Here is a 22,275-nt window from a genome sequence, read left to right on the forward strand (position 1 = left end):
TCTCGGGCCGCCCTTTTTGTTTTGGATTGTCGCCGGCCATTAAACCCGCATCGGCATCAACACGTAGAGCGCGGGTGACTTGTCATTCTCCCGGATCAAAGTCGGCGCACTGGCGTCGGCCAAGTGCAGTTCCACAGTGTCGCCTTCAATCTCCCCCAATATGTCGAGCAGGTAGCGCGCGTTGAAGCCGATTTCGAAGCTGTCGTCCGAATAGCTGCCCGGAACTTCTTCCGCAGCGGTGCCGTTTTCGGGCGACGTGACCGATAGCGTGATCTTGTCCTTGTCGAGCGCCATCTTGACGGCACGGGTCTTTTCGGTGGCGATGGTTGCGACGCGATCGACGCCCTCTGAAAAGCTCTTCGGGTCGATCTTGAGCAGCTTGTCATTCGCTGTCGGGATGACGCGGCTATAATCGGGGAAAGTGCCGTCGATCAGCTTCGAAGTCAGCACGGCGCTGTCAAAGGTAAAACGGATTTTCGACGCCGACAGGTCTATCTGGATCGCATTGCTGCCGCTTTCGTCGAGCAGCTTGCGAAGCTCGGCAACGCATTTGCGGGGGACAATGACGTCCGGCATTCCCTCCGCACCGGCTGGGCGCGGCAGGGTGACGCGGGCAAGGCGATGGCCATCGGTCGCCGCAGCCTTTAGCATCGGATCGGCGTCATCCGTGACGTGCAGGAAGATACCATTGAGGTAATAGCGCGTCTCTTCGGTCGAAATCGCGAAGCGGGTCTTGTCGATAATCTGGATGAGCGAAGCAGCCGGCAGTTCGAAACTGGTCGGCAATTCGCCTTCGGCAATCATGGGGAAGTCATCGCGCGGCAGAGTGGCGAGGCTGAAGCGCGCGCGCCCTGCGTTCACCGCCATGCGGCCATCGGCAGCATTCAGCTGGACTTGGCTACCCTCGGGCAGCTTGCGTGCAATTTCAAACAGCGTGTGCGCGGAAACAGTGGTGGCGCCGGGGATTTCGACATCACCCGCGATGGTCTCCACGATCTGCAGGTCTAGGTCGGTAGCGGTCAGGCGGATGGCGCCATTGTCGCTGGCCTCGATCAGCACATTGGAAAGGATGGGGATTGTATTGCGCCGTTCCACCACCGATTGCACATGGCCCAGGCTTTTCAGCAGTGTGGCGCGCTCGATCGTCGCTTTCATTGTCCGGTCTATCCCCTAATGCCTCGCCCCCACGGGTCTGGCGCGTCTTCCCAAGTGCCGAAAGGCCCAAAAGCCCCAATTTCGGCGAATCTTCCTTAACAACTCCAGCCCCTAGGGCAAGCCGATTGGCTTTACAGCGCGGATTAATCTGTGGAAGAAGGCTGCCAACACAGAAGGGGTTAGAAAATTGAGCACAAACGGAAAAAGACTGTTCATTGCGCGGCACGGCGAAACCGTGTTCAACTCTGTTGCGCGGATGCAAGGGCAGCAGGCGGTACATACCCCTCTGACACGGACAGGATTCTTGCAGGCAGACGCGATGGGTCGTGCATTGGCACCTTGGTTTGAGGGGCAGTCAGTGCCGACATTGTGGTCGTCGACCGCTGGCCGGGCTTTACAGACGCTAGCCATTGTCGCCGAACATGTCGGAGCCGACTGGCACCAGACGCGCGCGGATGACCGGTTGCAGGAAATCGACGTCGGCGATTGGTCGGAACGAACCTATGCCGATATCCATGCCGAAATCGGCCCCTTCGTCGATCCCGACGTCGGGCTGTTTACCGTTCGGCCACCCAATGGTGAATGGTATGACGAAATCGCCCACCGCCTTTCCGATTGGCTGGCGGAGGCAACCGCCGAACCAGGCGACGCCATCGTCCTGATGCATGGTATTTCGGCCCGCGTGTTACGCGGCGTCCTGCTTGGCCTGCCCGTCGATCCGATGTTCGGGGCGCCTATTGCCCCAAGCCTGCCGCAAGGGAGCATGGTAATGATCCGCGATGGCAAGGAAGAGATTGTCACACTCGGCGAAGGCGCACTGGAACGCGCGTGAAACGCATTTTCTGCCTTGCCTTGCTGTTGCTTGCCTCCCCCGCAATTGCGAAGGAGAGGCTGGGCGCCTGGCAAGGCTGGGCTGCATTCCGCGATGCACAAACACCTCGTTGCTATGCCATCGGCGCCCCACGTCAATCGAGTGGTGACAATGGCTATGTCTCGATCGGTTTCTGGCCGAAAAAGGGATTGGGCCACCAGGTCTATGTACAGCTTTCGCGCGAACGCTCGGCGAATAGCGGCATCACATTGAGCGCGGGCGGAAGGCGCTTTCGCTTGATTGCCAATGGTAATAGCGGCTGGGCCAAGGACCGGCAGACCGACATAGCGATCATCGCAGCGATACGATCAGCTCAATCAATCAGCGTTACTAGCGTCGCTCGCGACGGCCGCACGATTGTCGATGCCTATGCGACTCGCGGCGCTGCATCGGCAATCGACGCGGCAGCGCTTGGCTGCGCAGGGCGCTAACCAGCCAAGACTCGCTTTTCGGCCGCGACCTCCCTATATGGCCGCGCATCATGCAAATTCCCGGCCACATCGATCCTGTTGTCACTTCGCGCGCCATAACACCGCGCGCCGATGGTCGTATCGACCTGATGGGCCTGTCGCACTTGCAGATCAGGCAGCTTTTCCTGGAAAGCCAGTTGGACGAAAAGGCCGCAAAGCTGCGGTCCAAGCAGGTGTTCCACTGGATTTATCACCGTGGCGTGACCGATTTCGAAGCGATGACCGATATCGCCAAGACAATGCGCCCCTGGCTGGCGCAGCGTTTCGTCATCGGGCGCCCGCAGGTCGTGGAAGCACAGGTCAGCAGCGATGGCACGCGCAAATGGCTGCTACGTACTGATGACAATCAGGATTATGAAATGGTCTTCATCCCCGATGCTGATCGGGGGACCTTGTGCGTTTCTTCCCAAGTGGGTTGCACGCTCAATTGCCGTTTCTGCCACACCGGAACGATGCGGCTGGTGCGTAACCTGACGCCGGGGGAAATTGTGGGGCAAGTGATGCTCGCGCGCGATGCGCTGGGCGAATGGCCCAAGGGCAACATGGCGGGTGGCACCGAGGACGAGGATGATGAGAGCGGTCACTATACCGCCGATGGCCGCATGCTGACCAACATCGTGATGATGGGCATGGGCGAACCGCTCTACAATTTCGACAATGTTCGTGACGCATTGAAAGTGGTTATGCACGGCGACGGCCTGGCGCTTTCCAAGCGGCGGATTACGCTTTCGACCAGCGGAGTGGTGCCGATGATGGCAAAGGCTGGCGAAGAAATTGGCGTGAACCTCGCCGTCTCGCTCCATGCTGTGAGCAAGGAAATCCGCGACGAAATCGTCCCGCTCAATCGCAAATACGGCATTGAGGAATTGCTGCAGGCATGTGCGGATTATCCGGGTGCCAACAATGCCCGTCGCATCACGTTCGAATATGTGATGTTGAAGGACAAGAATGACAGCGATGAGGATGCGCGCGAACTGGTGCGGCTGATCAAACAGTACAAGCTGCCGGCCAAAGTCAACCTGATCCCGTTCAACCCCTGGCCCGGCGCGCCTTATGAATGTTCGAGCCCCGAACGTATCCGCGCATTCAGCAACATCATTTTTGAACATGGCATCAGCGCACCCGTGCGCACACCACGCGGCCGCGACATCATGGCGGCGTGCGGCCAGCTAAAATCAGCGGCGGAGAAAAAGAGCCGGGCAGAGCTCGACCGACTGGCCGAGGAAAAACAGGCTGCTTTGGGCTGATCTACCAGTAATCGCTTGCTTTCAGGCCGACAATTCGGTCCACTAAACAAACGGGGGCACCGCACGGGTTACGGAGGCTCTCATGGCGCTCATAGAACGTCTGCTTGCCGGAAAGATAAAGCATGGCACGCTCAGGATCGAGCGCGCCGATGGCAGCTTTACCGAATTGGGCAGCAAGCACGCTGGATGGCCCGATGTCACCCTGCGCATTCACACCGCAGCCGCCGAACGTCGCATACTACTCAACCCGCGTCTCGGGCTGGGACAAGCCTATATCGACGGCGGCGTCTCGGTTGGCGACGACGATATCATGGGCCTGATCGAGCTGGTGCGGCGCAACAATCCTTGGGAAAGGGGCGGCGAGATCGGAGATCCCGGAATGCTGAAGCGCCTAGGCAGCCAATTGGTGCGGCCGCTGCGCCAGATGAACAACCTTGGCCGATCACGTGCGAATGTCGCACACCATTACGACCTCTCTAATGATTTCTACAGGCTGTGGCTCGATTCAGACATGCAATATAGCTGCGCCTATTGGCCTGATCCTGATATCGGCCTCGAACAGGCGCAACTCAGTAAGAAGGCGCACATTGCTGCAAAGATGGCGCTTCAGCCGGGGCAGCGTGTGCTTGATATCGGGTGCGGCTGGGGCGGCATGGCGCTGTACCTCAACCGGATCCCCGACGTGGAAGTTTTGGGCATTACCTTGAGCGAGGAACAGCTCAAACTGGCGCGCGAGCGCGCATCGGCTGCAGGCGTTTCAGACCGCGTGACGTTTGAGTTGATCGACTATCGCGATCTCGCACGCACCGCACAGGGTCAATTTGACCGCATCGTGTCGGTGGGCATGTTCGAACATGTCGGTGTTCCGCAGTTTGAAACTTTTTTCCGTAGCGCTGTAAATCTGCTCAAGGATGATGGCGTGATGCTGCTCCACACCATCGGACGAATGGGGAAACCGGGTGCGACGGATGCCTTCACCCGCAAATATATCTTCCCCGGCGGCTATATTCCCGCACTGTCCGAAACGCTGTCAGCGAGCGAAAAATCAAAGCTGATCGCCACCGATATCGAAAATTTGCGCCTGCATTACGCATTCACACTGCGCGCCTGGTACGCACGGGTGATGGCGCAACGCGAAGCGATCATCGCGATGATGGACGCACGTTTCTACCGGATGTGGATCTTTTACCTCGCCGGGGCGACCGCCGCGTTCGAATGGGGCGGCATGTGCAATTACCAGATCCAATTTGCACGCAACCGCCGTAGCTTGCCGATCACCCGTGATTACATGGCGCGCAGCGAGCGCGACATACTTGCGAAGCAATAATCAGACGAACAACGCGACCGACTGCATGCCGGTCATCATCGGCTCACCTTTGCTGTTCCACACGGTCATAAACTGGCTACTCGCACCGTGGACGGCGTGGTGCGTTTCGCTTTCGAGGAACCACCAGCCATTCTCGGTCTCGGGCGCATCGGTCAGCAGGTTGATCTGCCAGTTGATCGAACTGATCATGCCTTCCTTTTTCATCAACCCCATGGTCGATGGCGGCAGGGCATCACCCATGCAGATTAGGTTAGCCACCGGATCGAGGCCTTCGCGCTCTTTCAATCGATGCCAGTTGGCGAGCCGCGGCTTATCCATACCAAGGATCAGCCGCTTTTCAGGATAATCCATATTATGGGTGAAGAATTCGGGCGGCCCGCTGCGGGTTTTGCCGTCCTCCGGAATGGGTGGGAATTCGGGGCGGGGCAGGCCTTCAAAATCGATATGGCTCTCGCGGCGTGCCATGAACACGAAGACGCAGCTAAGTCCGACTTCATCGCCCACGGTGATTTCGCTTTTGATAAAGGCACTGTTGCGGCCGCGGCGCAAAATCTTGCTATGAATTTCAACCTCACCCGACAGCGGCCCTGAAAATGCAATCTGTGCTGTCAGCAACGGGGGCAGATCAGGGGCCACGAGTTTCGCCGATTGATAGGCCAAGGCAGAGCTCAAACCACCGTAAGCGGTGCGGCCTTGATGCCATGTCGACGGGATGGTTATTTTCTGATCGGTGGCGTCGGCACGAAGCTGCGACAGGATATCGGCTAGGTTCATGGCGACCGCATATCGCGCACCTCGGTTTGTCGCAAGCAATCAAGACAATAGGCTTGCATAGCGCCGCTTGCAGTGGTTGAGTTTACCAATGGAGGGAGGCCATCATTTCGCGGTTGTGAAAAGGCTGGTGGGCGGAGAAATTCTGATCCCGCCCGATACCGTTTCGGCCAATATGGTCGGGCGCGTAATCAGCGCCGCTGTAGCGCGTGGCGCGAGCCGACCCATATTGCTGGAAGCAATCGGCATTTCGGAAAGCACCATCCGCAACCAGTTGGCGCGTGTGCCGGGTCAGACGCTCAATCGACTGTTGACCGCGATCGAGGCCCATTTGGGAAATCCGGCCGTGACGCTCGAAATTGGTCGGGACTCGCGCCCGAGTTGCTTTTCGGACCTTGGATTTGCGACGCGCCTGTTGCCGACATTATTCGATGTTATCCGCGAAAATGTCCTGATGCAGGAATTGCGGCAAAGTATGTATCGCGTTGCGCTAACCGACACCGGGGCCGAAGTCATCTTGAGCTGGAACCTGATGGGGCACCCTGCTGAATCGCTGTCAGCGGCTGTGGATTTTTCGATCGCAACCTATTCCCGGCTGGCCAAGGAAATTTACGGCGACGCTACGCAGATCAGAAAAATTACGGCGCAGTGATCTGCCCCCTTCTGAGTGGCCCAATTTCTATTTTAGGAATGGCCACGAAGGAGGAATGGAATGGCAAGGAAGCACAAGCCGGAAGATATCATTGGCAAGTTGCGTGAAGCGGAGATCGTGCTGGCGCAGGGCGGAACGGTTGCAGATGCCTGCCGGCGGATCGGCGTTACCGAACAAAGCTACTACCGTTGGCGCAAGGAGTATGGCGGCCTGAAGATGGACCAGGCTCGGCGGATGAAAGAGCTTGAGAAGGAGAACGCCCGGTTGCGCCGGGCGGTATCCGACCTGACGCTGGACAAGCTGATCCTGCAGGAGGCCGCAAAGGGAAACTTCTGAGCCCTGCGCGCCGCAGGCGCTGTATCGATCATATAAGGGACATGATGCCAGTGTCCGAGCGGCGGGTCTGCCGTGTGCTTGGGCAACATAGATCGACACAGCGCAAGACGCCGCGTGGGGCAGATGACGAGGCTGCGCTGACTGAGGATATCATCGCCCTGGCTCGACAATATGGTCGCTACGGCTATCGCCGGGTGACGGCCTTGCTGCGCGATGCGGGCTGGCATGTGAACCGCAAGCGGGTGGAGCGCATCTGGCGCCGTGAGGGGCTCAAGGTGCCGCAGAAGCAACCGAAGCGGGGAAGGCTCTGGCTCAACGACGGATCATGTATCCGCCTGCGGCCAAAGTATCCGGGGCACGTGTGGTCTTACGACTTTGTCGAGGGGCGCACGCACGATGGCCGCAAGTTCCGCATCCTGTCGATCATCGACGAGGCCAGCCGGGAGTGCCTGGCCCTGCCGGTAGCGCGACGGTTGCGTAGCGAGGACGTTCTGGCAGCCCTGGCTGAACTGTTCGTTACGCGAGGGCCGCCAGCACACATACGGTCAGACAACGGCCCCGAGTTCATCGCCAATGCCGTCCAACAGTGGCTGGCGAAGATCGGCGTGAAGACGCTCTACATCACACCCGGCAGCCCATGGGAGAATGGCTACTGTGAGTCTTTCAATGGCTCGATGCGTGATGAGCTCTTGAATGGGGAGATCTTTTACACTCTGGCTGAGGCAAAGATCCTGATCGAAGCCTGGCGCCGCCACTACAACACTGTCAGGCCACATAGCTCCTTGGGGTATCGCCCACCAGCCCCGGAAACGGCGACACCGCCATGGCAGCCCTCCGGTTCCGCTTCGCTCCACCTGCGGTCACCCATGACGCCGGAGGCAATCTTGCACTAACAATTAACGCGGACCACTCAGTGGGGGCCGGTCACTAGCGCCCTATCGATTCGGCACTCTTGCTCCCTAGCCCAGGCCTCCGCCTCTGCTTTAGTTGGCAATGTCCGGGTTTGCTGTGGGTAGCCCTTGCGCCTGATCTGTACACTCCAGCCGCTACTCCGCTTAGTGATTGTCGCCATCTTTGTGCTCACTGTGTTGAAATTGTGTTGAGCGAGCAAACAGCGTCAAATCCTAGACAGCGTAAGGCTGGCTAGTGCTGACTAAACCTTAGATTTCTTAGGATTTTCTGGAGGGGAAAATGGTGGGCGTAGCAAGGATTGAACTTGCGACCCCTGCGATGTCAACACAGTGCTCTACCACTGAGCTATACGCCCACGCTGCGGGCCCTCTAGCGGGCTAAATGATTCCGTTCAAGCCCGAATCTGGTTGTTCAGATCTGGCCGGTTGCCGCTTCCTTGTTGAACAACCGCTCGACTTCGAGAACGAGGTCTTTGAGGTGGAAGGGTTTCGACAGCACCTTGGCCTGCGGCTTGGCATGGCCTGCGCGCAAGGCGACGCCCGAAAAACCGGTGATGAACATTACTTCAGTCTGCGGTGATACCTTGCCGCAATGGCGGGCAAGTTCGATCCCGTCCATTTCCGGCATCACAATGTCGGTCAGCAGCAGATCAAAATGTTCCTTTTCGAGCAGCGGCACCGCTTCGGTTCCGCGATCCACGGGCACCACTTCGTATCCCGAACGTTCGAGCGCGCGTGTAAGATATTCGCGCATTGCCTGTTCGTCTTCTGCCAGCAGAATCCGGATCATATCCATTTCCATCCATTCGGCATCGGTGCCGTTTGCGAGTCTCTTTCAAGCTACTGATACCACCAGAAATTAAAAAAATTGCATGCGTTTACCATTTTTGTTTTACTGGAAACGGTAATGACACAGGCAGACGGCCAGCTTCCGTTAAATCGGCAAAATGACTGTGGCTTTCGGCTGTTCAATTTGGAGCAAGCGGATTTTCCGATACTGGTTTCTGTACCGCATTCAGGCCGCGATTATCCCACTGCGATTTTGGAAAATTTGCGAATTCCACCCCATGAATTGCTCCGGCTTGAAGACCGATATGCAGATCGCCTGATTGCCCCGGCGTTGGCGCAAGGCATTCCGGCGATAATCGCAAACCGCGCGCGCGCCTGGATCGACCTGAACCGCAGCGTGGAAGAGCTTGATCCCGCTATGGTATCGGGTTGGGATAATTCGCCCCGGCCTGTGGGCAGCGCAAAAATGCGCGGGGGGCTGGGGCTGGTGCCCCGACGCTTGATGCAAAGCGGGGATATTTGGAAAAGCCCGTTTGGTATCTCGGATATCCGGCAGCGGATCGAAACATATCATTCGCCTTATCACGAAAGCATTTCTGCCCAATTGGCGCGGCTGCGTGACCGGTTCGGCGTTGCCCTTCTCGTCGACATCCACTCGATGCCACCGCTGGTTCCGGTGGCGGGCCACCGCCCCCACATCGTAATCGGTGACCGTTTCGGACAAAGCGCAGCTTCCATCTACTCCGAAATGCTAATCGAGCGGCTCAAACAGGCCGGAATGCCGGTTGCGCTCAACCATCCCTACCCCGGGGACTATATTCTGCGCCGTCATGCAGATGTGCGCCGCAATGTGCACGCCATCCAGATCGAAATTGACCGGACGCTCTATCTCGACTCGGAACTGCGCGAGCCTTCGGCGGGTCTGGAATCGACCGCTGCGATCATATCCGAAATGCTGGCGCTGTTGATCGATCTGCTTGGCGGAACAGCGATGTCCTTGGCTGCGGAATAGCCTTAAACCCTCGCAAAACTGCCAAATAAAAAACCACCCCGGAATAATCCGGGGTGGCCAAGGTTCAGGGAGGTGGCGCTGGCTTGCAGCGCCGAAGGACGGATAAGGGAGGGGAGATACCCGTCCTGATACAAAGATGGGAGTTTAAACCCGCCAAATCAATAGCTGAGTCTGTATCAAGGCGTATCAGCGGGATGAAATGCTCCGCTGATGCGAGAAACTCTCAGGGCCACATGCGTTGGACAAAAGGAAGCTTATCCGCAAACTGATGCTTCAAGGCTGCAATAATATGCAGTAAAATCAATATGAAGAGCGGCTTGGTAAGGATTTCATGCGCTTCATGGCCAACGTCTGCCAGGGCCTTGCTCTTATCCACGGGCAGCGTGGCGTCAAACAGGCCGAAAAAGTCAACTGGCGGTGCTTGCGGATGGGCCGATGCCATCAGCCAACCTGAGAACGGCACGGCGATGATGAGGAAATAGAAAAGCAGGTGTACGATGCGCCCTAGCGTCGATTGCCAAGCGGGAATCGCCTCTGGCAGCATGGGCGGCTTGTTGGTCAAACGCCAAACGAGGCGCAGCACCGAAAAGAAAAGGATCGATATGCCGATGGCCTTGTGCGGCGACATCAGCGCGCCTTGGGCCTCGCGTGGCAGGTCTTCTGCCATGCTGGCCAGAACGAAATTGGCGATCACCAATATGGCGATCAACCAGTGCAGTGCGATAGCACCCTTGCTGTACTTGGAAATCATGGCGGCCCTCCCCTAACGCGTCGGGCCGCCATCGAAAACGGATCAGGTCGTCGGCAGCTCGACTTGCTGCGGCACCTTACCTTGCTGCATTTGCAATGCAAATATGTCGCGAACCAGGTTCAGCGAGAAAAGATGCGCGTAAATCAGGGGCAACATGCCGCTCTGGTTCATCTTGCGTAGTTCATCACCGCGCATGTCGCGCAGTTTTTCTTCGTTCACCATCTGGAAACCGCGATAGATGAACGGGTTTTCGCTGCCGTCCTGTTGGATGGCGACTTCGCCTTCCATCAGCAGTTCAAGCTTCTTCAGCTCTTCGACAAATGCCTGGGTGCGGGCACCGGCCTGTTCGAAATCTTCGCAGAACTTCAGGATGTCCTTGGTCATCTGCGTGGGCTCGGCTCCGTCGAACAGCGCTTCACCTTCCTTGAAATCGCCCAATGCTTCGCTCGTCGGATCAAAGCAGAGCGACAGTTCATCGCTATCCGGGCGCAAGCGCGCGAGCATGAATGGATAACGGCGGATATAAGCCGGCAGGTAAACCGGATTATTGAACTTGCCATTCTCGTCCATGTAGACGTTAACGCCTTCGTTCATGCCCATCAGCACCAGCGGAACCGGATTTTCGCCAGCCGAGAAGATGATTGGGTAGTAACGCGACGCAGAAACAAATTCTTCAACGGTCAGCGGAATGGCGTGCTGGCCCTGCATGAAATTGGCATTGTCGATCTGCCGGCTCTTGAAATTTGCATGCTCGTTGCTGTTGAGCGGAACGAGGTCCTTATAGAAGAGGGGCAGGCCTTGCGGCGCGGGCTGGGTAGCCATTAGTTACTCCGTTGTCTGGATTCGAAAATTTGATTGCGGGCGGCTTTAGGCGGCGGCGGGCTTGCTGGCAAGAGGAACGAGTTTTCCCGGATTCATGATGCCGTTGGGGTCCAGGGCCAGCTTGATGGCACGCAAGGCGTTCAGCCGCGCCGGATCCGAAAGTCGTTCAAACTCCACCAGTTTTGCCTGGCCAATTCCATGTTCGGCTGAGATAGAGCCACCATAGGCGGTCACACGATCATAAACGTCCGCGCTGATGGCTTGGGCGAAGCGCGCATACCATTCTTCAGCCGTTGCGCCTTTGGGTGCCTTCACATGGTAGTGGATGTTTCCATCGCCCAAATGGCCGAATGCGACCACCATGGTTCCGGGATAGCGCGCTTCGATCTGCGGGGATTCAGTCTCGATGAACCGCGCCATGGCGGAAACGGGCACGCTGATATCATGTTGTAGGGCAGGACCCTCTGCCCGCTCCGCCTCGGCAATCGAATCCCGGATTTTCCAAAAGGCTTCAGCTTGCGTTTCACTGGCAGCGATCACGGCGTCCTTCGCCAATCCCGCCTCAAGCATCTCGCCGAGGAAATTCTCTGCAAGCGATGTAGGGGCTACCTGATCATCGCTGTCGCGCACCAATTCGATCAAGACATGCCAGCCTTTTTCGCTTTCGACAGGTCGTCTGGTCCCCGGAATATGCTTGATCACATGCTGCAGCGCCACGTCTGGCAGGATTTCGAAGCCTTCCAATGCGGAATCGAGCGCGTTTGTTGCGGCTAACAGCAAGGCATAGGCATCTTGGGGCGTGTCAACCGAAACCCAAGCCACTGCCCGATCGAGCAGAGCCGGTACAAGTTGGAGGGTCGCCCGCGTGACAATGCCAATCGTTCCCTCAGCACCGATCAGCAAATGCTTGAGATCATATCCGCGATTATCTTTTTTTAGAGGAACCAGCCCGTTATAGATCGATCCGTCAGGCAATACCGCCTCGACACCGGCCACAAGGCTGCGCATCGTGCCATGGCGCAAAACCTGCGTGCCGCCTGCATTGGTCGATATCAGCCCGCCAACCGTCGCAGAACCCTTCCCGCCCAAGGTCAAAGGAAAACGCAGGCCCTGTGCGGCAACAGCTTCGTGCAGGTTTTGCAGCACGACGCCTGCTTCGCAGCGCACCTGCCGCGAGGTAGCATCCACCATTTCAATGCGGTTCATCCGGCGTAACGATATGAGGCAGCTCGCGCCGCTTTCATCAGGCGTGGCGCCTGCCACCATTCCACTGTTCCCCCCCTGCGGAACGAGTGTAAGTTGGTGTGCGTTGGCGATCTTGATGATTTCCGAAACTTCAGCGGTTGTTGCCGGGGAAAGCAGCGCTGCGGCCTGCCCGTGATAGCGCCCGCGCCAATCGGTCGTCCAGGGCGCCAGATCGTCAGGATCAGAGGTGAATCCCTTTGATCCGAGCAGTTGGCTAAGCTTCTCCAAAACTTGGCTGTCTGACAAACTCCCACTCCTGTTGTTGATGCAATTGACTTGGCGGTTGGCGCTTCATAGGGCTGGATTAATGCTCCGTTCAACCGTTACCGCTAATTGTCGGAAAAGGCGAATTTTGGTCGGGACCCGGCGTTGCGCATTTTTCTGATACTCATTGCCGGTCTCGCGGTGACGCTTGGCTTTGCGCATAGGGCGCAAGGGCAATCGGTCGACGCCTTTGTCGAGATGATGGAAGGCGTCAAAGACTTTCAGGCGCGTATCGAACAACGCATCATCATCCGCTTTCCGAACCAATCCGTACCCGCCGCTCCAGGCCGTAGCGAGAAGCGCAATGCAACCCTCTATAATGAGGAAAAGATTGGAAAATGCCTGATAATGGATCGCCTGGTTGCGTCACGCCCTGGCCCCAAGAACAGCCTCGAACTGGTTACCCGTGAACGGCAATTGATACGAGCCTATCTGGGCGATGGATGCCTTGCCCGCGAATTTTATGCCGGTGCCTATGTCGAACGATCGAAGGACGGCAAACTTTGTGTCGACCGCGACCTGCTGCACGCACGGACGGGTGCGAAATGCGAGATTGATAAATTCCGCCTGCTCGTTCCCGAGTGAGATGCGCCAAATTCCTTGACTTTTCGCTGCTGTTTCGCCAAGCGCCGCGCACCGGACGTGCGGCTATGTGCTGCCCGCCTGCTTTTTTCCTTTATATTGGAACCTTATGTCTTTTGCCGATCTCGGCCTTTCCGATGAACTTTTGAACGCGGTTACTGCGGCGGGTTACGACACGCCGACTCCGATCCAGGCGCAAGCCATCCCCTCGGTCCTGATGATGCGCGACATCATTGGCATCGCGCAAACCGGCACCGGAAAGACAGCATCATTCGTGCTGCCGATGATCGATATCCTCGCCCATGGTCGGGCGCGGGCGCGCATGCCGCGCAGCCTTATCCTCGAGCCGACCCGTGAACTGGCCGCGCAAGTCGCCGAAAATTTCGAGAAATATGGCGTCAATCACAAGCTATCGATGGCATTGCTGATTGGCGGGGTTTCGATGGGTGATCAGGTAAAGGCGCTGGAAAAGGGCGTCGACGTGCTGATCGCGACACCGGGCCGACTGATGGATCTGTTCGAACGCGGCAACATCCTGCTCAACGGATGCGAATTGCTGGTGATCGACGAAGCCGATCGCATGCTCGACATGGGTTTCATTCCCGATATCGAACATATCTGCACCAAATTGCCGACCAACCGCCAGACGCTGCTGTTTTCGGCAACGATGCCGCCGCCGATCAAAAAGCTTTCGGACAAGTTCCTGTCGAACCCGAAATATATTGAGGTGGCGCGTCCGGCGACCGCCAACATCAATATCGAACAAAAGCTGGTCGAAGTTGCGCCGATGAAAAAGCGCGAAGTCCTGCGTGACCTGATCCGCAGCGAAGATGTGCAGACCGCCATCATCTTCTGCAACCGCAAGACCACGGTGCGCGAACTCAACAAGAGCTTGAAACGGCACGGATTCCGTTCGGGAGAGATCCATGGCGATATCGACCAGGCATCGCGCCTCAAGGAATTGGACGCATTCAAGAGCGGCGCAATCAACCTGCTAGTCGCATCCGATGTGGCAGCGCGCGGCCTTGATATTAAGGGCGTGAGCCATGTATTCAACTTTGACGCGCCCTGGCACCCCGATGATTATGTCCACCGCATCGGCCGCACCGGCCGCGCGGGGGCAAAAGGCAAGGCATTCACCTTCGTCAGCCGCGAAGATGCCGAGCATATCGAGAATATCGAGAAACTGATTGGCCTTAAGATCGATCGATTGGGGCGTCCTTCCCGGGAAACCGAGCGGAGCGAACCGGCGGCCAAGCCGGAGCGCAAGTCGCGCGAAAAGGTGGAACGGCAGAGCAAGCCCCGAAAGGACGAGCCCAAGCCAAAGACCAAACAGGCACCTGCCGCGGCAAAAGAAATCGATGAGGGTTGGAACGGCCCATTGCCCGATTTCTTGAATTTCACGATCGCCCCTTGATCGTCGCTCCATAAAAAAGGCCCGCCGAAGCGGGCCTTTCTTTTAACCTTTCCGCAGGGCTTTAGAACTTGCCGCGAACGGTGATGCCATAAGTGCGCGGCTCTGCAAGGAAGTGCGAGAAGAGCTGGCGGCCACCCGGATATTGCGGGTCAACAAAGGCTGCGCTCGCGCCACCTGCCTGGAAGGGCGTGTTGAACGCGACCTGGGCGTAATCCTTGTTGAAGATGTTCTGGCCCCACAGTTCCACCGACCAGGCATCATCCGGACCACGCACACCAATACGCGCGTTGAACAGCGCATAACCATCCTGTTCCTTTTGCGGGAAAAGGTCAGAGCCGGTGTTGTAGTCGCTGGTCATGCGGGTATCGATGTAGAACAGACCCGAAAGGCCGTTGCTGCCGATTTCCGGAGTCCAGGTGATCGAGCCAGTCGCAACCAGTTCGGGCGCGTTCGACAAATTGTCACCCGGCAGCTTGCGCAGAGCCTGATCAAGCGGGGCACCCGTGTTCGTGCCGATCAGGTCGTCACGATATTTGGTGCGTGCATAGGTAAGGCCTGCAGCAACGCGGAAGTTGCGCGCCGGAACCAGCGAACCTTCAAGTTCGAAGCCCTGCGTACGAACGCCGTAGGAAACATCGTCTGCAGCGCATGCACCGGTTGCGTTGCTGAGATCGGTATCGGCATTGGGGCCGCCGATCAGATCATCACAGCCGTTGATATTCTGGACAAGGAACACGGTGCCGTTGAAGGTATTCAGCTGGAAGCTGCTGAAATCCGAACGGAAGGCCGAGAGGCTGAGGCTGAACGGACCGGTCGCATATTTCGCACCCAGTTCGTAGCTGTCGACCATTTCCGGATCGAATTGCAGGTTACCGACAAGCGCCTGCGCACCACCGACCGAAGCGAAGGTTGCGATCGGCGATTTCAGGGCCGAACGGTCAAGATTGAAACCGCCTGCCTTGTAACCACGAGCGTAGCTGCCGTAGAGCAGCAAGTCGTCGGTCGGCTTCCAGCTCAGGATCGCAGTGCCGGTGAACTCGTCTTCCTTGCGGTCGTCACGGATCGAAACGCCATTCAGTTCAGCGGTCGAGTTGCCTTGGCACGAAAGACCGATGATTCCACCAGCAGTTGCCCCCAATGGCGTCGTCAGGAACGACGAAAGAGCAGCCTGATTTGCAGTACAAACGGTGTTATCGTTACCGAAGGTCGCGTTGAACTTCTTCTTGTCGCTCGTGTAACGAAGGCCAAGGGTCAGATCGAGCGTATCGGTAATGTGCACGATATTGTGCGTGAACAACGCCCAGTTGGTGCCATTCTGGAAATAGCGGTCGTTGGTCGTGCCAACATCATTCATTGTATCAAGGCGGTCCAGTGCGGCCAGAATAGCCGGACCGCCCGCACCCAACGCCGAACCACCGCTAGCGATCAATGCGCGGACTGGCGCGCTCAAGCAAGCCTGCCCAGTCGGCGAATAGCCCGCTGCCAGACCGCCTCCCGACACAATGCGGCAATTTGCAAATCGACCATATTGGTTGCCAAAGCGAAGGTTATCACGAACCGTCAGCTTCTCATTGGCGAAGAAGCCGCCAACCAGCCAGTCGAGCTTGCCATCAAAGGCTTCGCCCTGCAGGCGCAATTCCTGCGTGAAGGTGTGGAACTGGCGATAGGCATCATCGCTGGGTGCGCGATACAGGATATCGACTTCACCATAGTCGTTGTCCGATGCCTGGCCCGAGCGATATTCGCGATAGGCGGTGATCGAGGTCAGCTTGGCGCCGCCGAAGTCATAGTCGACCTGGGCCGAAAAACCATAATCCTTGGTTTCGCCAGTAAAGACGCGGTTCGGGCTGACCGAAATCTTGCGGCCATAACCTTGGTTGAAAGCCGCCAATGGCTGACCGAGGTCACGCAACACGTTGATGATGTTGTTGGCAGCCGTATTGTTGATCGGCGTCGCAAGATTGTTGAGGTTGCCGATATAGGGATTGACCGACGCGTCGACATAGGTCGCAGCGCAGCATTCTTCCTTGCGCGAGGTGTAATCTGCAATCAGGCGGATCGACAGGTCGTCGCTCGGCTCGATCAGCAACTGGCCGCGCAGGAAGTAGCGATCACGATTGTTAACATCGCGACCATTCTGGTCATCGGTGTAGAAACCGTCACGCTTCACATAAACGCCATCGACGCGGAACGCGATGCCGTCGCTGATCGGGCCGGTTACGCTCGAGGTGGCGCGCATGAAATCATAGTTGCCGTAGGTCAGCTCGCCGCTGCCACCAAAGGTGAAGCTCGGCTTTTTCGAATAGATGCTGATAAGGCCGGCCGAAGAGTTACGGCCGCCGAGCGTGCCCTGCGGGCCGCGCTGCACTTCGACGCGATCGATTTCACCGAGTTCATTGAGGCCGATGCCCGAACGCGAACGGTAAACGCCGTCGATAAACACGGGAACCGAGCTTTCGAGACCGGGGTTGTCACCAACGGTACCGATACCGCGAATACGCGCCGAACCATTGGCTTCACTTCCGGTCGACGAAACGAGCAGCGAAGGCGCAACCTGGTTCAATTGGCGAATGTCGTTCGCGCCGCTGTTCTGGAGCGTTTCGGCATTGACTGCCGAAATTGCTACAGGAACGTCTGAAAGGACCTGCGCACGGCCCTGTGCGGTAACGACGATTTCAACCTGTTCGTCGGCCGCATCGTCTGTGCCCTGGCTATCCTGGGCATATGCGAATGACGGCATTGCCAGCGCGCAAGTTGCGGCTGAAACCGACAAAATAGATTTCCGGATCGCAAAACTGACTTTCATATCCCTCTCCTTACGTTGGGCGTTGTTTTTTGCTTATTTAGGCGTTTTAATTGCATAAGTCACCGGCAGCACGGCCGATATGCTTATTTTTCCTACCAATGTTGCCAATCTGCAACAACGGATAAAAGCCGTAGTTAGCGGCTTTCTGCCTCGCCTGGCTTCACCGCCTCATTTTTGTTTTCGCGATTGAACACGGGCCGTCCGCCCACCCAAGCTTCCTTGACAATCGTTGACCGGATTTGCGCCGGGGTTGCCAACAACGGATCGGTATCGACAAGAATGAAATCCGCACGATGCCCAGCGGTCAGCGAACCGAATCTTCCTTCCGCAAAGGCTGCATAAGCGGCACCGATTGTGAACCCTGCCAGGGCCTGCTCTCGGCTGACCCTTTCCGCCGGCATCCAGCCGCCAAAGGGTTCGCCCTTCTCATCTTCGCGGGTGATAGCCGCAGCCAAACCCATGAATGGATTGGGAGATTCCACTGGCGTGTCAGAGCCGAAAGCCAGCCTACCGCCCGCTTTCAGTATGGAGTTCCACGCATAGGCACCTGCCAATCGATCGAGCCCTAATCGGACTTCGGCCATCTGCCGATCGGACGTCTGGTGCACAGGCTGCATCGACGCAATGATCCCGTGATTGGCGAGGCGTGGCAGGTCGACAGGATCGACTATCTGGACATGCTCGATCCGCCAACGGCGATCGCCAGTATAGGTTTCGGCAAGATCCTCTACGGCACCTATCGCGTCGGCATTGGCTGCATCGCCGATTGCATGCACAGCAGTTTGGAACCCGTCCATCGAGGCGCGGACCATCAGGTTGCGGATCTCGGCGCTGGCAAGGAATGACAGTCCGGTTTGCCCGGGGGCATCGGCATAGGGTTTTTTGAGCCATGCACCGCGGCTGCCAAGGGCACCATCGAGGTATAATTTCACCCCGCCAAGGCGCAGCTTGTCTTCATACAGCCATGGCGTCGGACGAGGGCCCGCTATCGCGACCATATTGTCTATACCACCGGCGTAACCAAAAATGCGGACCGACAGCCAGCCGGCATCGCCCGCGCGGCGATAGCTTTGCCAATCCTCAATCGTGGTGCCCATATCGGCAATTGCGGTAACACCAACTGAAAGCAGCGCCTGTTGCGCCTCGGCAAGCGCAAGATCGCGTTCAGCAGGCTTGGGTGCCGGAATATGCTTCGTCACCAGTTCGCTCGCCGCATCGACGAAAATACCGCTTGGCTTTCCGCCTGCCATTTCGATCCGGCCGCCCGGCGGGGATTTGCTCGCCGTCGTTACACCCGAAACTTCCATCGCCCGGCTGTTCGCCCAACCTGCATGGCCATCGACACGTTCCAGCCAGACCGGGCGATCTGCGACAACCGCGTCCAAATCGGCAGCAGTCGGAAAGCGACCCAGCCGCCATTTTTCCTGGTTCCAGCCGCGACCGACAATCCAGCGGCGGTCCGGATATTTGGCGGCATAGGCCTTGATCGCCGCTTGCGCTTCTTCGAGTGAGTTGGTGGCCGAAAGGTCCAGCGTAAGCGCAGCAAAACCGAGGCCCATCACATGCCCGTGCGCATCGATCAGCCCGGGCAGCATCGTCAATCCACGACCATCATGGCGGAAATCAAGTTGTTTGGGAGCCTTTTCCTTACTGGTTAAAAGCTGGCTGACCTTGCCCTCTTTATCGATGAGAATGGCCGAAAAGCGGATAAGCTTGCCATCCTTGTCGAGCGTGATGCCGTTGACATTTTCGACAAGTCCGTCGGCAAAAGCCGGGGTGGCGAATGCGGTGAAGGCTGCAGCTGCCAGAAGCGTAAAAGCTCTCATCGTTTGGGCAACCTCCGCACCAGTGCGCTCGTATCCTGCCGGCCACCTCCCATATATTGGATGTCCGAATAGAATTGATCGGTCATCGCCGCGATCGGAATGCTGGCCCCATTTGCGCGCGCTTCATCAATGGCGAGGCCCAGATCCTTGCGCATCCAATCAACGGCAAAGCCGAAATCAAACTCGCCCTTGGCCATTGTCGCCCAGCGATTATCCATCTGCCAGCTTTGCGCCGCGCCACCTGAAATGGCCTCAAATACTTTATCGAGATCAAGCTCTGCGCATTGGGCGAAGTGCAACGCTTCGGATAGGCCCTGCAAAACACCGGCGATACAGATCTGGTTGACCATTTTTGCCGTTTGCCCGTCACCCGGGCCGCCAACGTGGACAATGCGCTTTGAATAGGCTGCCATCACCGGCTTTGCCGATTCCACCGCAGCTTCGGTGCCGCCGCACATGATGGCAAGCGTGCCGTTCTCTGCCCCGGCCTGGCCTCCCGTTACTGGCGCATCGACGCAATGGATGCCCCTACCCTTCGCTTCGACCGCCAATTGCCGGGCTATGCGCGCCGACACGGTTGTATGGTCGATAAAGGTGCTGCCTTTGGGCATCGCTGCGAAGACACCGTCGCGTCCCAAAGTAATGCTAGCCAAATCATCGTCGGTGCCCACACAACTGACGACAAATTCGGCATCCTGCGCCGCCTCTGCTGGCGATGCGGCTTTTCGGCCGCCATGTTCGGATACCCATTTGTCTGCTTTGGCAGAAGAGCGATTGTACACGGTCATCGAATGACCGGCTTTGGCAAGGTGTCGTGCGATGGGGCCACCCATCACGCCCAGACCGATGAAAGCTATTCTTGACATGCCTGTGCCTTAATCACTGTTTTCACATTGCGCCAGATAGGTTAGGGCCCGCGCCATTATGTCCGAGCTTCTTACCCTTGCCGATGTCCGCGCCGCGCATGAACGTATCCGCGATGCAATCGTACCGACGCCGACCCTGCACAGCAAAACCTTGTCGCAGTTGACCGGCGCGAACATTTACCTGAAGTTCGAAAACCTCCAATTCACCGCTGCGTACAAAGAACGCGGCGCATTGAACGCGCTATTGCTGATGCCCGAAGAGGCGCGCAGTCGCGGTGTAATCGCGGCATCGGCGGGGAACCATGCGCAGGGGCTCAGCTATCACGGCACCCGCCTTGGCGTGCCCGTTACCATCGTCATGCCCAAAACCACGCCCACCGTAAAAGTCATGCAGACCGAAGCGGTCGGCGGCAAAGTGGTGCTCGAAGGCGAAAAGTTCGACGATGCCTACAAACATGCCCGTCTCCTCGAAAAGGAACTGGGGCTCACCTTCGTGCATCCCTTCGATGATCCAAAAGTTGCCGCAGGCCAAGGCACAGTGGCATTGGAGATGCTGCAGGAAATCCCGGAAATCGACAGCCTGGTTGTGCCAATTGGCGGCGGAGGCCTGTTGTCGGGGATGGGCACAGCAGCGCGAGGCATCAATCCTGCCATCGAACTGGTTGGCGTGCAGGCCGAACTTTATCCGTCCATGTATGCCCTGCTCAACAACAAGCAGATGCCATGCGAAGGCGACACGCTGGCAGAAGGTATCGCGGTTAAGGTACCGGGCGAATTCACGTCAAAAGTGATACGCGACATCGTCGACGATGTTGTGCTGGTTTCGGAACCCGAACTGGAAACCGCAGTCAGCTTGCTTTTGCAAATCGAGAAAACCGTCGTTGAAGGCGGCGGTGCCGCAGGCTTGGCCGCCGTCATGGCCAATCCTGAAAAGTTCAAAGGCAAGAATGTCGGCATCGTGCTGAGCGGGGGCAATATCGACACTCGTTTGCTGGCGAATGTCCTGCTGCGCGATCTTGCCCGGTCAGGTCGCCTTGCGCGCTTGCGCATCACGCTGCAGGATCGCCCAGGCGCTCTCTACAAGGTGATGAAGCTGTTCAACGAACACAACATCAACATCATCGAAATCTATCACCAGCGCATCTTCACGACGCTGCCTGCCAAGGGCCTGATCACTGATATCGAATGCGAAGCGCGTGATGCCGAGCAGCTGCAGGGGCTGGTCGATTCGCTCAAACATGCCGGTTACAAGGTCGAACGGGTCGAATTGAACTGAATAAAATCAAGGGCATCGCATTTGATGGTAAATGCCCTTTTCAGCACCGCATGAAAGCGGCATAACCTTGCGATAACACAAAATTAAGCAAGGTCGGGTTTTCATGAGCGCACCAGTCCGTTTTCCGCGCTTCTTCGTTACAAATCCTGCGCCCTGCCCCTATTTGCCCGGAAAAACCGAGCGAAAGGTATTCACCGAACTCAGCGGCGCGCATGCCAGCGAACTCAACGAAGCGCTGGGCCGCATCGGTTTTCGCCGCAGCCAGAACGTTGCCTATCGGCCGAGCTGTGTGGACTGCAAGGCTTGCGTCCCAGTCCGCATCCTTTCCAACGAATTCCAGCCGAACGCGACGCAGCGCAAGATCCTGCGCCGCAATTCCGACCTCATCGTCACGGCTTGCCGCCCATGGTCGACCAACGAACAGTTCGAACTGCTTCGCCGCTATCTGAAGCAGCGCCACCCCGAAGGCGGCATGGCTGACATGGACGACATGGATTATGCCGACATGGTCGAACAAACGCCGGTCCGCAGCCATGTAATCGAATATCGCCTCCCCGCCCGCTATGGCGCGCAAGGCGAACTTGTTGGCGCGTGCATCACCGATGTCCAGTCCGACGGGCTGTCGATGGTCTACAGCTTTTATGATGCCGAAGCTGAGGGCCGGGCTGGCCTTGGTAACTTCATCATCATGGACCATATTTTGCGCGCACGCGATGCTGGCTTGCCCTTCGTCTATCTCGGCTATTGGGTCGAAAATGCCGCGCGCATGCAGTACAAAACTCGCTATCGCCCACTGGAAAAGCTGACTCCCGATGGCTGGGTGGATTTCGATTCCGGTGAACAGGGCAATCTGTTCGGCTGACAAAAAACCCCGCCGAA

At 57.5% G+C, this 22,275-nt stretch carries 20 protein-coding genes and 1 tRNA gene; 11 read left to right on the forward strand and 10 right to left on the reverse strand.

Annotation, left to right across the window (positions count from 1 at the left end; all coding sequences use genetic code 11):
- Positions 1-39: 39 nt before the first annotated feature.
- Entirely contained in the window at positions 40-1,155 is a 1,116-nt protein-coding gene (dnaN, locus tag ACFSAG_RS13250; RefSeq protein WP_374612745.1) for a DNA polymerase III subunit beta, read from the reverse strand.
- 187 nt (positions 1,156-1,342) lie between these two features.
- Between dnaN and ACFSAG_RS13255 the strand changes: the two genes are divergently transcribed.
- The 4 genes from ACFSAG_RS13255 (at position 1,343) to ACFSAG_RS13270 (ending at position 5,070) form a co-directional block, all read left to right on the forward strand.
- Positions 1,343-1,987, forward strand: a complete 645-nt coding sequence (locus ACFSAG_RS13255) for a histidine phosphatase family protein (protein WP_381515676.1) — start codon at positions 1,343-1,345, stop codon at positions 1,985-1,987.
- On the forward strand, positions 1,984-2,457 hold the full coding sequence (locus tag ACFSAG_RS13260) for a hypothetical protein (RefSeq protein ID WP_381515679.1): 474 nt from the start codon (positions 1,984-1,986) through the stop codon (positions 2,455-2,457). The genes ACFSAG_RS13255 and ACFSAG_RS13260 overlap by 4 nt, the downstream gene beginning before the upstream one ends.
- A 50-nt stretch (positions 2,458-2,507) precedes the next feature.
- Entirely contained in the window at positions 2,508-3,743 is a 1,236-nt protein-coding gene (gene rlmN, locus ACFSAG_RS13265; RefSeq protein WP_381515682.1) for a dual-specificity RNA methyltransferase RlmN, read from the forward strand.
- A gap of 82 nt (positions 3,744-3,825) precedes the next feature.
- Entirely contained in the window at positions 3,826-5,070 is a 1,245-nt protein-coding gene (locus ACFSAG_RS13270; protein ID WP_381515685.1) for a class I SAM-dependent methyltransferase, read from the forward strand.
- Here ACFSAG_RS13270 and ACFSAG_RS13275 read toward each other — a convergent pair whose 3' ends face one another.
- Positions 5,071-5,844 carry a thioesterase family protein gene (locus tag ACFSAG_RS13275; protein WP_374612755.1) on the reverse strand — a complete coding sequence of 258 codons (774 nt, stop codon included), beginning with the start codon at positions 5,842-5,844 and terminating at the stop codon, positions 5,071-5,073. It abuts the gene before it with no gap.
- Between the two features lie 88 nt (positions 5,845-5,932).
- Here ACFSAG_RS13275 and ACFSAG_RS13280 point away from each other — a divergent pair, with 88 nt between their 5' ends.
- Complete coding sequence (locus ACFSAG_RS13280; RefSeq protein ID WP_381515689.1) at positions 5,933-6,493, forward strand: AraC family transcriptional regulator ligand-binding domain-containing protein; 561 nt, start codon at positions 5,933-5,935, stop codon at positions 6,491-6,493.
- Positions 6,494-6,553: 60 nt separating this feature from the next.
- Positions 6,554-7,722, forward strand: a protein-coding gene (locus tag ACFSAG_RS13285) for an IS3 family transposase (protein WP_381515692.1) whose coding sequence is annotated in 2 segments (ribosomal slippage) — positions 6,554-6,815 and positions 6,815-7,722 — 1,170 coding nt in all. Because the reading frame shifts where the segments join, the coding sequence is not laid out codon by codon here.
- A gap of 299 nt (positions 7,723-8,021) precedes the next feature.
- Here ACFSAG_RS13285 and ACFSAG_RS13290 read toward each other — a convergent pair.
- A tRNA-Val gene (locus ACFSAG_RS13290) sits at positions 8,022-8,096 on the reverse strand.
- 56 nt (positions 8,097-8,152) lie between these two features.
- Positions 8,153-8,530: a cell cycle two-component system response regulator CpdR gene (cpdR, locus tag ACFSAG_RS13295; RefSeq protein ID WP_381516178.1), complete on the reverse strand. Its 378-nt coding sequence runs from the start codon at positions 8,528-8,530 to the stop codon at positions 8,153-8,155.
- Between the two features lie 117 nt (positions 8,531-8,647).
- Here cpdR and ACFSAG_RS13300 point away from each other — a divergent pair, with 117 nt between their 5' ends.
- On the forward strand, positions 8,648-9,541 hold the full coding sequence (locus ACFSAG_RS13300; protein WP_381515695.1) for an N-formylglutamate amidohydrolase: 894 nt from the start codon (positions 8,648-8,650) through the stop codon (positions 9,539-9,541).
- Between the two features lie 223 nt (positions 9,542-9,764).
- Here the strand turns inward: ACFSAG_RS13300 and ACFSAG_RS13305 are convergent, their stop codons facing one another.
- From ACFSAG_RS13305 to ACFSAG_RS13315, 3 genes are read right to left on the reverse strand one after another with little or no spacing between them, the layout of a single operon-like run.
- Positions 9,765-10,292: a cytochrome b gene (locus ACFSAG_RS13305; RefSeq protein WP_381515698.1), complete on the reverse strand. Its 528-nt coding sequence runs from the start codon at positions 10,290-10,292 to the stop codon at positions 9,765-9,767.
- Between the two features lie 42 nt (positions 10,293-10,334).
- Complete coding sequence (locus ACFSAG_RS13310; RefSeq protein WP_381515701.1) at positions 10,335-11,114, reverse strand: SapC family protein; 780 nt, start codon at positions 11,112-11,114, stop codon at positions 10,335-10,337.
- A gap of 45 nt (positions 11,115-11,159) precedes the next feature.
- A complete protein-coding gene (locus tag ACFSAG_RS13315; RefSeq protein ID WP_381515704.1) occupies positions 11,160-12,605 on the reverse strand; it encodes an FAD-binding oxidoreductase in 1,446 nt (481 codons plus the stop codon).
- Between the two features lie 123 nt (positions 12,606-12,728).
- Here ACFSAG_RS13315 and ACFSAG_RS13320 point away from each other — a divergent pair, with 123 nt between their 5' ends.
- The gene (locus ACFSAG_RS13320; protein WP_381515707.1) at positions 12,729-13,208 is read left to right on the forward strand and encodes a hypothetical protein; all 480 of its coding nucleotides are present in this window, start codon (positions 12,729-12,731) and stop codon (positions 13,206-13,208) included.
- A 106-nt stretch (positions 13,209-13,314) separates the two neighbouring features.
- Positions 13,315-14,622, forward strand: a complete 1,308-nt coding sequence (locus tag ACFSAG_RS13325; RefSeq protein WP_381515710.1) for a DEAD/DEAH box helicase — start codon at positions 13,315-13,317, stop codon at positions 14,620-14,622.
- A gap of 61 nt (positions 14,623-14,683) precedes the next feature.
- Here the strand turns inward: ACFSAG_RS13325 and ACFSAG_RS13330 are convergent, their stop codons facing one another.
- The 3 genes from ACFSAG_RS13330 to ACFSAG_RS13340 all read right to left on the reverse strand — a co-directional run bounded on the left by ACFSAG_RS13330 (position 14,684) and on the right by ACFSAG_RS13340 (position 20,120).
- A complete protein-coding gene (locus tag ACFSAG_RS13330) occupies positions 14,684-17,428 on the reverse strand; it encodes a TonB-dependent receptor (protein ID WP_381515713.1) in 2,745 nt (914 codons plus the stop codon).
- Positions 17,429-17,562: 134 nt separating this feature from the next.
- Positions 17,563-19,254 (reverse strand): amidohydrolase, encoded by a 1,692-nt coding sequence (locus ACFSAG_RS13335; RefSeq protein ID WP_381515716.1) that lies wholly within the window; start codon positions 19,252-19,254, stop codon positions 17,563-17,565.
- On the reverse strand, positions 19,251-20,120 hold the full coding sequence (locus ACFSAG_RS13340) for an NAD(P)-dependent oxidoreductase (RefSeq protein WP_381515718.1): 870 nt from the start codon (positions 20,118-20,120) through the stop codon (positions 19,251-19,253). Before ACFSAG_RS13340 ends, ACFSAG_RS13335 begins: the two co-directional genes overlap by 4 nt.
- A 58-nt stretch (positions 20,121-20,178) precedes the next feature.
- On the opposite strand from ACFSAG_RS13340, the gene ACFSAG_RS13345 reads away from it, so the two are divergent.
- Both ACFSAG_RS13345 and ACFSAG_RS13350 read left to right on the forward strand, forming a co-directional pair.
- A complete protein-coding gene (locus ACFSAG_RS13345; protein WP_381515721.1) occupies positions 20,179-21,396 on the forward strand; it encodes a threonine ammonia-lyase in 1,218 nt (405 codons plus the stop codon).
- Positions 21,397-21,499: 103 nt separating this feature from the next.
- Positions 21,500-22,258 carry an arginyltransferase gene (locus ACFSAG_RS13350; protein WP_374612783.1) on the forward strand — a complete coding sequence of 253 codons (759 nt, stop codon included), beginning with the start codon at positions 21,500-21,502 and terminating at the stop codon, positions 22,256-22,258.
- Positions 22,259-22,275 lie beyond the last annotated feature (17 nt).

The sequence above is a fragment of the Sphingorhabdus buctiana genome, assembly GCF_042680825.1.
GTDB classification, from domain to species: Bacteria; Pseudomonadota; Alphaproteobacteria; order Sphingomonadales; family Sphingomonadaceae; genus Sphingorhabdus_B; species Sphingorhabdus_B buctiana.

What these genes read in the sequence shown, in the direction of transcription:
- dnaN (WP_374612745.1), bottom strand. Translation starts at nt 1,155, where the DNA reads ATGAAAGCGACGATCGAGCGCGCCACACTGCTGAAAAGCCTGGGCCAT.
- rlmN (WP_381515682.1), top strand. Translation starts at nt 2,508, where the DNA reads ATGCAAATTCCCGGCCACATCGATCCTGTTGTCACTTCGCGCGCCATA.
- ACFSAG_RS13270 (WP_381515685.1), top strand. Translation starts at nt 3,826, where the DNA reads ATGGCGCTCATAGAACGTCTGCTTGCCGGAAAGATAAAGCATGGCACG.
- ACFSAG_RS13275 (WP_374612755.1), bottom strand. Translation starts at nt 5,844, where the DNA reads ATGAACCTAGCCGATATCCTGTCGCAGCTTCGTGCCGACGCCACCGAT.
- ACFSAG_RS13280 (WP_381515689.1), top strand. Translation starts at nt 5,933, where the DNA reads ATGGAGGGAGGCCATCATTTCGCGGTTGTGAAAAGGCTGGTGGGCGGA.
- cpdR (WP_381516178.1), bottom strand. Translation starts at nt 8,530, where the DNA reads ATGATCCGGATTCTGCTGGCAGAAGACGAACAGGCAATGCGCGAATAT.
- ACFSAG_RS13300 (WP_381515695.1), top strand. Translation starts at nt 8,648, where the DNA reads ATGACACAGGCAGACGGCCAGCTTCCGTTAAATCGGCAAAATGACTGT.
- ACFSAG_RS13305 (WP_381515698.1), bottom strand. Translation starts at nt 10,292, where the DNA reads ATGATTTCCAAGTACAGCAAGGGTGCTATCGCACTGCACTGGTTGATC.
- ACFSAG_RS13310 (WP_381515701.1), bottom strand. Translation starts at nt 11,114, where the DNA reads ATGGCTACCCAGCCCGCGCCGCAAGGCCTGCCCCTCTTCTATAAGGAC.
- ACFSAG_RS13325 (WP_381515710.1), top strand. Translation starts at nt 13,315, where the DNA reads ATGTCTTTTGCCGATCTCGGCCTTTCCGATGAACTTTTGAACGCGGTT.
- ACFSAG_RS13330 (WP_381515713.1), bottom strand. Translation starts at nt 17,428, where the DNA reads ATGAAAGTCAGTTTTGCGATCCGGAAATCTATTTTGTCGGTTTCAGCC.
- ACFSAG_RS13335 (WP_381515716.1), bottom strand. Translation starts at nt 19,254, where the DNA reads ATGAGAGCTTTTACGCTTCTGGCAGCTGCAGCCTTCACCGCATTCGCC.
- ACFSAG_RS13340 (WP_381515718.1), bottom strand. Translation starts at nt 20,120, where the DNA reads ATGTCAAGAATAGCTTTCATCGGTCTGGGCGTGATGGGTGGCCCCATC.
- ACFSAG_RS13345 (WP_381515721.1), top strand. Translation starts at nt 20,179, where the DNA reads ATGTCCGAGCTTCTTACCCTTGCCGATGTCCGCGCCGCGCATGAACGT.
- ACFSAG_RS13350 (WP_374612783.1), top strand. Translation starts at nt 21,500, where the DNA reads ATGAGCGCACCAGTCCGTTTTCCGCGCTTCTTCGTTACAAATCCTGCG.